Consider the following 10,637-nt stretch of genomic DNA (forward strand, 5'->3'; position numbering starts at 1 on the left):
CGGGGTTAGTTTACTGAGCTACCCACCGCAGGAACATACACAGCCACAGCACATAACTCATTATTGACGCCGGAAAGGCTTTTTGCCCGATATCACTACCGCGCAATTTTTCGCTAGCGGCATATATCATCGCCGCTGTTATAAACCCCTGTAAAATCATCAGCGACGACGCCTGCGACCAACCATATTCAAGCCCATTAAAAGGCAGCGGCATCAGCGCGGCAATCAGTAACAGCAGAACGTTTAGCAGACCAAAGGCAATTACAATACGACATAAAATCAAGAAATCCGACCTCTAGTTATCTCGTCACTTCAGGCGACATAGTAATAGATGGTAAAGAAATGACACACACTACCGGCTAAGACAAAAAGATGCCATATACCGTGAAAGTGGGTGATTTTCTTATCAAACACATAAAAAATAATACCCACGGTGTAGGCAATACCACCCGCCAATAGCAGGCTAAAGCCACCTTCTGGCAACGCAGCACTCAAGGGCTTAATCAGGAATACCGCCAACCAACCCATAAGCAAATAAACAGCGATTGACCAGGCGCGCCGACCAGCCTTAGGGATGACCTCAAGGATCATACCCACCGCCGCCAAAGACCAAATCACAGCAAACATCCACCAACCGCCGGCTTCACGGAGTGTTACCACTAAAAATGGAGTATACGTGCCGGCAATAAGTAGATAGATCGCTAAATGGTCTAACTGCCGATACAGGGCCTTACTCGCGCCCTGAGTACTGTGATAAAGGGTTGAAAACGTATACAGCGATAGCAGCGAGATACTGTAAATCGAAAAACCTAATATTTTCCAGACCTCAGCGTCTTGCACTGCCGGCCATATCAGCGCCGCGCTACCAAGCGCCGCCGCTAAGGCACCCGCAAAATGAGACACGCTGTTAAAACGCTCGCCCTTATACAAAATACTATTACCACCTGAATCGTTGATTACTAGCTCACGAGAAACATCAGAGCAAAATTTGCGGCCATGCGCTAATTTGAACGTCAATTTAACAGATATTGGATTCTAGGTATGGGTTTTTAGCGGGGACAGTGCGGCAAAATGGATACGCCAATTTAGGCAGCAAAGCTGATCAAGAGAGAAAATCTCCCACCTTTGCGCCGCCATTATCTGAAATAGACTAGGGAGGGAGATATTCGACAAGGACAGCAGATAACTGCAGTCAATAACTACGCACGAATATAGACGAGAGGAAAAGCCAACACACGTTCAAACAGCGCCGACGTCGGCATCCAAGCTACCGAGGCCATCGAAGAGTAATTCGACATGCAGAGAACCGCTGGTGTTTACCACTTTGCGAATTCGAATTTGGCCCAAGCGGCCATTGCGCAGACGGATACTATAATCCGTTCCGACTAGACGCTCGCTGATCTGCTTATTTAAATGCAGGCAGCCACCCCACTTAACATATTTCTTGCTAGTGGAAATGTACATGGGAACGTCAGATAACAATTCCCGACCACCCTGCAATACACTGCCATGTGTCAAATCCATTGACTGACTCCGTGCTACATTCAAATTCAATTACGTACTCTCCGCTGGGCCAACGAAAATCTCGATGTGAAGTAGTCGGCGCCATCAAACGCGCCCTAGACCAAGCAGGTATTGAAATACCGTTCCCATATCGCACCATGACGTTCAAAGAACCGCTGAGAATCCATCAGATAAAAGAATCATAACCCACCGAGTAGCACATATTAAAAGGCTCACTTGAGGTGGTGTTGAGAGTGACTAAGCAATCAATAAACAACAGACTTTCTTAAGCCAAAATTGATATGCAGTATTTTTGCAAGCCAACTAATTAGTCGGTCATTGACTCAATATATATTATCAAACCATATATAGCATCATTATGGCGCAGCTTTGAGACTGTGATAAATTTTGTGTAGCTGCTTATCATAAATTATTTCATTAACCTAAAAGGATTCTATTTTACACGCTTCAATTGATACTCATTTACGTTTTAAGCTAGTTATGATAAAGATTGTATTCGTCATCCTGTAGTGTAAATAATAATTTATGTTGTTGTATTCGATTTCTCTGCGTCGACACTAGATAGACTTATTTTCAAATAAAAAGGGAACACCATGCCAAAGATTGACGTGAACGGAACCACCATTTTTTATCAAGACCAAGGGCCGAAAGACGCTCCGGTTTTGGTGTTAAGCCACTCACTGTTTTTTGATCAACAGATGTTTGAACACCAAGCAAAACATTTGACTAAAAACATTCGGATAGTGCGCTACGACCACCGAGACCAAGGGCAAAGCGCCCGTACAGGATTAGTCAGCGTCGATATGGATACACACGCAGATGATGCTGCGGCCTTAATTGAAGCACTTGAATTAGAGCCTTGCTTCTTCGCCGGCAACTCTATGGGAGGCTTTATCGCGCTGCGTTTAGCCGCTCGTCGCTCAGATTTACTTAAGGGCTGCATTGTACTGGGTTCTAGTGCAGAGCTTGAGTATAAATTAGAGCAGTTTTCGCCACTAATAGCAGGTTTAGCTGCACAGGGCACCGAACCGTTTATCGATACGCTTATGTATATTATGTTTGGTGATGATTATTTAGCAGACTCATCCCGCTCTGATGAGCGCGAGTACTGGCGCAATTATATGCTCAAACTTGGAACAGATATCGCCCGAAGTGCATACGGCGTTATTCATCGCAACGGCATCTTGAAAGAACTTGAGAATAACAAAGTTCCCTTGCTAGTATTGGCAGGAGAGCAGGATCATGCGTATGAGGTACCTTTATCAGAAAATATTGCTCGAACCACTGCTGGTAGTCAGATGGTTGTGATACCCAAGGCAGGCCATTCTGTGTCCCTTGAGCAACCAGAAATAGTCAATCAATATATTGCCAACTTTATTAAATCACATCTATAATTTCGTTGATGCGGGTGATCTGTGACTGGTATTCATTGCGAGCTCTGCTAAGTAATGGGCAACTCGCTCACTGTTTGCTGAATATCATGACATGTTGTTGCGGCAAATAGTCGTCGGTACGAAGCCATTGTAAGCCGACCGCGCTCATTGCTTTTTTGGCTTACTGTTGGGTCATTTTATGCAGTCGCCTGATCTGCACTCTGTTGTGTTCACCGCGGTATTAAACCAGCACTACCCGGCCGCCCGGTTTCAATCCCGTCACTATCCCAGCCATCACCTCGCGAGGATGCGAAAATTCATGGTAAGCATCAACCACCACATCACCTTATAGTATCCCCATCATTACCCTCTGCAAATCACAAGTCTGCTGAAAATTGTGCCCCCAAATTTGAGCAAAGCACCTCTATTTACCGGCAGCTGTATGACAAAAAAGTATATATGCGTATTTATGCGCCAATACCCAGCATTTTTGCCGCATTGCCTCGCATCATCTGGTAGATCTCGCCCTCGGAAAATCCCTCCATCTCCTCTACCATTTCCGCAGGCCAGAGCAAGCCTTCGGGATGGGGATAATCGGATCCATTTAGAATAACGTCCACCCCCACACTTTTAGCGATATGGCTAAAATCATCCTCATGAAAGGGCACTATTTTAAAGTGCTTGCGAAACACCTCACTCGGAAGCTCGGGTTTGCCATAAGGCCAACGACTCTTGTGATCACCAAGCCGATAAATTTTATCCATGGTTTTCAGTAGATGCGGCAGCCACGCCGCACCAAACTCAACAATTAAAAATTGCAGACGGGGAAAACGCCCAAACAGATTTTGAAAAATAGTTGCGGCTAGCTGATCGACGACCGTACGCTCGCCCATACCAACATACATATTAAATGCCGTAAAACGATGCGACGGCGGGTTGGCGGGTTCGCCCCAGGGCGCAGCGTGAAGCTCGGTAAACGGACCGCTACCAATATGGTAGGTCACGATCAGACCCGCCTCCTGCACCCGAGCCCAGAAAGGATCAAAATGCGGATCGGCCGGCGATCGGCCCTCTATCGGACCGGTATTAATTTGTACTAAACGACACCCTTCTTTTATAACACGCTCTAGCTCAAGCAAAGCCTGGGTCACATCTAGCAAGCTCATCATGGCGGTGGAAAACACCCTGCCATCGCCACCCCAGCCCCAATCCTCCGCCACCCAGCGATTAAAGGCACGAATACTTGGGTAGGCAACATCATGATGCATAGGCTTGCGGAGCTGATATTCCACACCGCATCCCAAGGTTGGAATCATCACGCAAGCTTCTACGTCTTGCTCATCCATTCTTTTTAGACGCGTATCTTTATTAATAAACTCAGGGCAGTCGATGGCGCGAATCGCATTGGCATTAACTGCGCCGCCGATATCAACATCACCTTTAAAAAAGGCCTTCATGGCTCCGGGGGCGCCAACATAATCCCCCACACCAACGCTAAAGAAATTTAAGCGCTCCTCACCCAGCCTCATAATACCAAAGCCATCATCGCGCTCGCGCTCAACCCACACCGTGCGATCCCGAAAGCGAGATTCTATATGCCGACTAAAGCAATCGTCAGGCTCGTAATAATGGTTGTCGCAATCGATTAGAGAATAAGGAAGTGAATTCATAGCAATGCGCCTTATAACTGGACCTGTAGCTGGACTGATAAGCGGACTCAACACCACTCTACGCCGGCTCTCAGACAAAAACATTAGCCGCAGTCGCCACTAGGCGGTGACAAAAAAGCTCACCGCCAAGACATGCGCTAATAAGGGTTTACAAAAGAATCCATTATGCGGGGAAGTAGCGACTAATCGTGTCAGCCACACATGCGGGCCTATCATTGCCTTCAATTTCTACCGTGACTCTGACCACGGCCTGAACACCGCCCTTTATTTCTTCAACAGAAATCAACTCGCCACTGCCGCGCACTCGGGAGCCAACAGGCACGGGAGCAGGAAAGCGAATCCGGTCACAGCCCACGTTCACACCCATAGAAATGCCCTGCACATCAACAATCTGAGGCAAGAACAAATTCACCAAAGACAACGTTAAATAGCCGTGAGCAATACACTTACCAAACGGTCCGTCCTTTGCTCTCTCCGGGTCCACATGTATCCACTGATGGTCGCCAGTGGCATCGGCAAATAAATTAATGCGCTGTTGATCAAGCTCCAGCCATTCGCTAGTGCCTAGCTCGGCGCCAAGCGCTGAGAAGAGTTCTTGTGGTTGCTTAAATACGGTGGTCATTGGGTCTCCGGTATCTGGCCGATATCTTTTTATGTCTTGGCCACCCGCTTAAAATGAGCGGCTGGGATTCTGATTCACGTTCGGCAACTTTACCATTGCCTATAAATACTGAGGCATAGTCTAACAAGACGACGATCTCCCGCTCTCAGCTATGTATGGCCGCTCACCTTTATTCGCCAAACTAGACGCCAGCACACAAGCACCTTGTCTAAAGAAGCGCGCGCTATATAATCGAGGCGAGAAAAGCCTTAGTAATTAATATAGGGATACGCAATACCACATGGCGACCTACCCCGTACCAGAAGTATGGAACTGGATTATCAGCAACCTAACCGGTATTGGCGCACTATTAGCCGCCACCTTTGCCATATTAGGTATTTTGTCAGCCATAGAAGCCATTATGAAAACCCGAACAGCACAAGGTGCAGTCGCCTGGGCTATTGTGTTGATCGGCTTCCCCCCGGTATTTGTGCCACTGTACTGGATATTTGGTCGCCGCAAATTCCGCGGTTACGCTCTGGCCAAACGTCACAACCAATTACAAATTGATGAAATAGCCAACAAGCTCCTCGCAGATTTCCCCGCCCTAGCCGCCGAAAAGAGTAGTCATGACCCACGTTTGGTCGCGCTAGAGCAACTCACTACCTTGCCATTTTGCTCAGGCAATGACTGCCAGCTTCTTATTAATGGTCAACATGCCTTTGCCGAGATATTCACGCGTATAGAAGCGGCAAAAGACTATGTACTACTAGAATTTTATATTATTCGTGATGATAAAATAGGCCGTGAGCTGGCAGAGCTATTGATTAAAAAGGCCCAGCAAGGACTGCGTATTTACTGTGTATATGACGAAATAGGCTGCCTTAAACTACCCAATTATTACGTAAAAAACATGCGTAAGAACGGCGTCAATATATGTTCCTTCAACAGTACCAAGGGTTTGGGTAACCGCCTGCAACTCAATTTTCGCAATCACCGCAAAATTGTCGTGTGTGATGGCAACTACGCCTTTATCGGCGGCATGAACATTGGTGATGAGTACCGCGATATGCACCCAGTGCTAACTCCCTGGCGCGACACCGGTATTGCGATAGCTGGCCCCGCAGTTCAATCAGTGCAATTGGCGTTTGCAGAAGATTGGTTCTGGACAAACGAGTCGCTGCCAGTGCTCAATTGGCAAGCCACTAGCGTAGACGGCCCCTTAAACAGCTTGGTATTAGCCACCGGTCCCGCCGACAATACCGACAGCTGCGAGCTGTACTTCTTAAATATGATTCATCAAGCCGGTCAGCGACTTTGGATAGTAAGCCCCTACTTTGTTCCAGATGCGCCAGTTATTCACGCCCTGCAACTCGCCGCCATGCGCGGCGTCGATGTCAGGATTATGCTGCCGGCTAAACCCGACAAGCGAATGATTCAACTTTCGTCCTATACCGCCATCAAAGAAACCCTCCCCAGAGGCGTACAGTTTTATTACTACCAAACCGGCTTCTTGCATCAGAAAGTAATGTTAGTAGATGATGATATCAGCGTGGTCGGTACCGCCAATTTGGACAACCGGTCCTTTCGTCTCAATTTTGAACTCTGTGTTATCAATCACAGCGTGGAATTTGCCAGCAAAATGGAAGTGATGCTCAACAACGATTTTGAAAAATGTACCCAGTTGCTGCCACGCGAAGTGGCACAATGGTCACTCACACGCCGCATCCTCAGCCGCTGCGCCTATCTATTCGCACCGCTGCAATAAATAGCCCCATGACAATACCCAGTCATATTCCGAAAGAACTCACGGCCTGTCCCGACTGCGATCTATTATTGCAGACCGCGCAGCGCGATCACCATCTAGAAGGGCGCTGCCCGCGATGCAAGGCCGTACTTTGGCATTCAGCCAAACACACTGACACCATAAGCTTTGCCGCGGCAATAAGCGGTTTAATTTTATTTTACCCCGCGATCACGCTACCCATTTTAAAATTCACCATGGTCGGTCAGCACGGCAGCAACTCTCTGCTCGGTGGTATCTACAGCATGTGGCTGGAACAGGAGAGAATGCTCGCGGTGTTAATTCTGTTGTGCTCTCTGGTCGCACCGCTTATGCATTTAGCGCTCACTGCGGTGGTGTGCCTGAGCATTCGAATAAATCATTTCCCTCGCCACTTCCCACTCTGGCTCAAATACAAATGCTGGATGCAAAGCTGGAATATGCTAGAAGTTTATGCCCTGGGTATCATCGTTGCCTACGTTAAAATGATGCACGACGGAGAGGTCAGTATCTCTGGCGGCACGTTCTGCGTGAGCGCCCTGCTGCTGTGTATTATTCTGTGTAGTCAGTATTTTCATGAAGAACAGGCCTGGCAGCATTGGGAAAAAAATAAACCCACATGACTATTAGCGCTCAACAACGCGGCATCGCTCGCTGCAATGAATGTGGCAAACTCAGTCATCTGCCGGCCCTCAACCGCAGCACTGCGGCCACCTGCCCACGCTGCGGCACAGTACTGAGCTTCCGCAAAATCCGAAGCTTACAGCGCAGCTGGGCGTATACCCTTGCCGCAATAGCCTTGCTGCTGCCAGCAAATATTTTGCCCATACTGACCGTCATTAGCTTTGGTCAAGGTGATCCTGACACCATCATGTCTGGTGTTGTTAAGCTGTGGGTGGCTGACCTCCAAGCCATCGCCGCCATCGTGTTTATTGCCAGCATTGCGGTGCCGGTAATAAAGCTTATTATTCTGATCATTTTGATGCTCGTTGTGCAATTCCAACTCCCCTTAAACCGCCGGCAATGCACCACGCTATACCGTTTCATTCACTTTATTGGTCGCTGGTCCATGCTCGACTTATTCATGATCTCGATTTTGGTCACATTGGTACACCTAGGCAATATCGCCACAGTAGAAAGCGGCCCCGCTGCCACTGCCTTCGCCGCCGTGGTGGTATTTACCCTCTTGGCCGCAAATAGTTTTGACCCGCGTTTATTATGGGACTTAGATAATGACTGATCGCAATATATCGTCCGCCGTACTGGCGCCTAAGCGCGGCCTTTCGGCAATCTGGCTGCTGCCGCTGATTGCCTTGGGCATCGCCGCATGGCTTATGTATCAGAGCCTCAATGACAGCGGTCTGAACGTCACCCTCGCCTTTAACAATGGCAGCGGCATTAATGTTGGCAAAACGCCGGTTATTTATCAGGGCATTGATGTTGGTCACGTGCAAAGCTTGCAGCTTGACGACGACCTAGAGGGAGTAACCGCAACGCTAGAATTATCACAGCAGATAGCGCCACTTATTAAGGAAAACACCCAATTCTGGCTAGTAAAACCCCAAATATCACTGTCTGGCGTCTCTGGTCTAGACACCCTTGTGGCGGGCAATTACATCAGTTTCGAGCCCGGTGACGGCAAACCTAGCCTGCATTTCACGGCATTAAATACGCCGCCGCCGCAAACCAATAACCTGCCCGGTTTACGCTTGGTATTAAGCGCCGAGGAGCTGGGGTCGCTATCTGTCGGCGCGCCGCTGCTGTATCAAAAAATTGATGTGGGGGCGGTTGAGAGCTATCAACTCAAGGGCGATGATATTGAAATCAGCGTCCGCATAGATCCGCAGTACCGCCACTTGGTCAATAGTAGCTCACGCTTTTGGGTGCAAAGCGGCATAAAGGTAAATGCCGGCCTGCAAGGTATCGATATTGAAACCGGATCGATAGCGAGTATTTTGGCCGGCGGCATCGCCTTTGACACCCCCGTAAAGTCAGCCCCTGAAGCGAGTCATATGGCGAGTTTCAGTTTGTTTAAAAGCCATGACAGAGCCAAAGGTAGCAAGCTGATCACCGTCTTTTTTAGAAACCCTGACGGCTTAAAGGTCGGCAGCAAAGTGCAGCTGATGGGCATGGAAATTGGCAAGGTAGATAGCTTGACGTTTGTCGATGACAACCCCAATCTCGGTGCTAGCATCCAGATTGCGGTATCCCCTCCTTACAACCGTTACTTAAATGAAAACACCCAGTTTTGGCTGGTGAAGCCAGAGCTTTCCAGCAATGGCGTGAGTGGCTTAGATGCAATAATAAGTGGCCCCTATATCAACCTTCAAGTAGAGGGTAAAGGCGGCACTATTCTCAAGCAGTACACCGCCCTAATTACAGCGCCAGAGAGGCGCGTTCAGGAGCCTGGATTACGGCTTACGCTGCGCAGCGATGAACTCAGCTCGGTGAGTGTCGGTAGTAAAATCTATTATCGAAAAATTGCCGTGGGCCAAATCGAGTCTGTCGACCTGGAAAAAGACGGCGTAAATATCGGTATCTTTATACACCAGCGCTACGCCCATTTGGTGCATCGTGAATCTCAATTCTGGAATGCTAGCGGACTGAGTATCAGCGGCGGTTTGAGTGGGCTAGACATCCACGCCGACTCTCTGGCAACAATTGTTGCTGGCGGCATTGCTTTTCACACCCCAGTGATCAACAAACCACAGCTGGCTTGGGAGGGATTGCGCTACACCTTATACCCCGACTTCCAAAGCACTTCGGATGAAAAAGGCCGAGATATCCACCTGTATTTCGCCACTGGCAACAATATCAACAAAGGTACCGAAATCAAATACCAAGGTATTAAGGTCGGCGAAGTCGTCGCTTTAGAATTAGATGACAATATGGACCGCGTCAAGGTCAGCGCGCGACTAGCCCCCTCCGCCAAAGCGCTGGCTCGCGCCGGCAGTCAGTTCTGGGTGGTGCGCCCACAACTCGGACTCATCGGTACTCGAAATTTAGAAACTCTAGTAACCGGCAGCTATATTACCGTTCGCCCCGGTTATGGCAGCAGCACTAACGCATTCGTCGCTCTCGATAACCCCCCGCCGCTCAGCAAGCCAGGCAACGGCCTTAACTTAATTCTTACCGCCGCCCAACGTGGCTCTATCAAAGATGGCGTCAAAGTCTTTTATCGAGACATCCCGGTCGGCGAGGTATTTGGCTACGAGCTGGCAGAGGATGCTCGCCAGACCCTTATTCACATTAATATCGAGCCGCGATATGCAGGCCTTGTCCGCGAAAACAGCCAATTTTGGAACTCCAGCGGTATCGCCGTAAAATTCGGCCTATTTAGCGGCGCCACCATTCGCAGCAAATCCATTGAATCCTTATTAGAAGGTGGCATCGCCTTTGCTACTCCAGACGGGGCGCCATTAGCGCCGGTTGTGAACGACGGCAAGAGTTTTGCCCTTCATCAATCGGTGGATCAACGCTGGCTGGAATGGAAACCGCAGATCCCACTGCCGCAGGAAGTCGATACCGGTGAAAACTGGATAAGAGCGGATTAACAAGTTGTCACAACATCAGCGTAAAGATAACGCTACAATGGCCATACTTTGACACCCAGAGCACGCGGGCTTAGCGTGCCTATGTCGTTTTAAACCTCGACTTAGACAATACTCGGGTGTAATCACGCAATA

At 48.7% G+C, this 10,637-nt stretch carries 10 protein-coding genes; 5 read left to right on the forward strand and 5 right to left on the reverse strand.

The annotated features are described in order from the left end of the window. Positions 1-10: 10 nt before the first annotated feature. The 3 genes from ACI955_RS12610 to ACI955_RS12620 all read right to left on the reverse strand — a co-directional run bounded on the left by ACI955_RS12610 (position 11) and on the right by ACI955_RS12620 (position 1,524). Entirely contained in the window at positions 11-283 is a 273-nt protein-coding gene (locus ACI955_RS12610; RefSeq protein WP_415244098.1) for a hypothetical protein, read from the reverse strand. A 29-nt stretch (positions 284-312) separates the two neighbouring features. After that, positions 313-930 carry a PAQR family membrane homeostasis protein TrhA gene (gene trhA / locus ACI955_RS12615; protein WP_415244139.1) on the reverse strand — a complete coding sequence of 206 codons (618 nt, stop codon included), beginning with the start codon at positions 928-930 and terminating at the stop codon, positions 313-315. A gap of 309 nt (positions 931-1,239) precedes the next feature. Then, positions 1,240-1,524: a hypothetical protein gene (locus ACI955_RS12620; protein WP_415244099.1), complete on the reverse strand. Its 285-nt coding sequence runs from the start codon at positions 1,522-1,524 to the stop codon at positions 1,240-1,242. Between the two features lie 593 nt (positions 1,525-2,117). Between ACI955_RS12620 and ACI955_RS12625 the strand changes: the two genes are divergently transcribed. Beyond that, positions 2,118-2,918 (forward strand): alpha/beta fold hydrolase, encoded by an 801-nt coding sequence (locus tag ACI955_RS12625; RefSeq protein ID WP_415244100.1) that lies wholly within the window; start codon positions 2,118-2,120, stop codon positions 2,916-2,918. 446 nt (positions 2,919-3,364) lie between these two features. On the opposite strand, the gene ACI955_RS12630 is transcribed toward ACI955_RS12625, so the two are convergent. Next, positions 3,365-4,567, reverse strand: a complete 1,203-nt coding sequence (locus tag ACI955_RS12630) for an amidohydrolase family protein (RefSeq protein ID WP_415244101.1) — start codon at positions 4,565-4,567, stop codon at positions 3,365-3,367. Between the two features lie 163 nt (positions 4,568-4,730). Then, the gene (locus ACI955_RS12635; protein ID WP_415244102.1) at positions 4,731-5,189 is read right to left on the reverse strand and encodes a MaoC family dehydratase; all 459 of its coding nucleotides are present in this window, start codon (positions 5,187-5,189) and stop codon (positions 4,731-4,733) included. Positions 5,190-5,469: 280 nt separating this feature from the next. Between ACI955_RS12635 and cls the strand changes: the two genes are divergently transcribed. Genes cls through ACI955_RS12655 form a run of 4 tightly spaced genes read left to right on the forward strand, consistent with a single transcriptional unit; the run spans position 5,470 to position 10,505 of the window. Further along, positions 5,470-6,936, forward strand: a complete 1,467-nt coding sequence (gene cls / locus ACI955_RS12640) for a cardiolipin synthase (RefSeq protein ID WP_415244103.1) — start codon at positions 5,470-5,472, stop codon at positions 6,934-6,936. Positions 6,937-6,944: 8 nt separating this feature from the next. Continuing rightward, the gene (locus ACI955_RS12645) at positions 6,945-7,574 is read left to right on the forward strand and encodes a paraquat-inducible protein A (RefSeq protein ID WP_415244104.1); all 630 of its coding nucleotides are present in this window, start codon (positions 6,945-6,947) and stop codon (positions 7,572-7,574) included. 2 nt (positions 7,575-7,576) lie between these two features. After that, complete coding sequence (locus ACI955_RS12650; protein ID WP_415244140.1) at positions 7,577-8,191, forward strand: paraquat-inducible protein A; 615 nt, start codon at positions 7,577-7,579, stop codon at positions 8,189-8,191. Continuing rightward, positions 8,184-10,505: an MlaD family protein gene (locus ACI955_RS12655; protein WP_415244105.1), complete on the forward strand. Its 2,322-nt coding sequence runs from the start codon at positions 8,184-8,186 to the stop codon at positions 10,503-10,505. The genes ACI955_RS12650 and ACI955_RS12655 overlap by 8 nt, the downstream gene beginning before the upstream one ends. Positions 10,506-10,637 lie beyond the last annotated feature (132 nt).

It is taken from the genome of Zhongshania sp., assembly GCF_047636175.1.
Lineage (GTDB): Bacteria > Pseudomonadota > Gammaproteobacteria > Pseudomonadales > Spongiibacteraceae > Spongiibacter.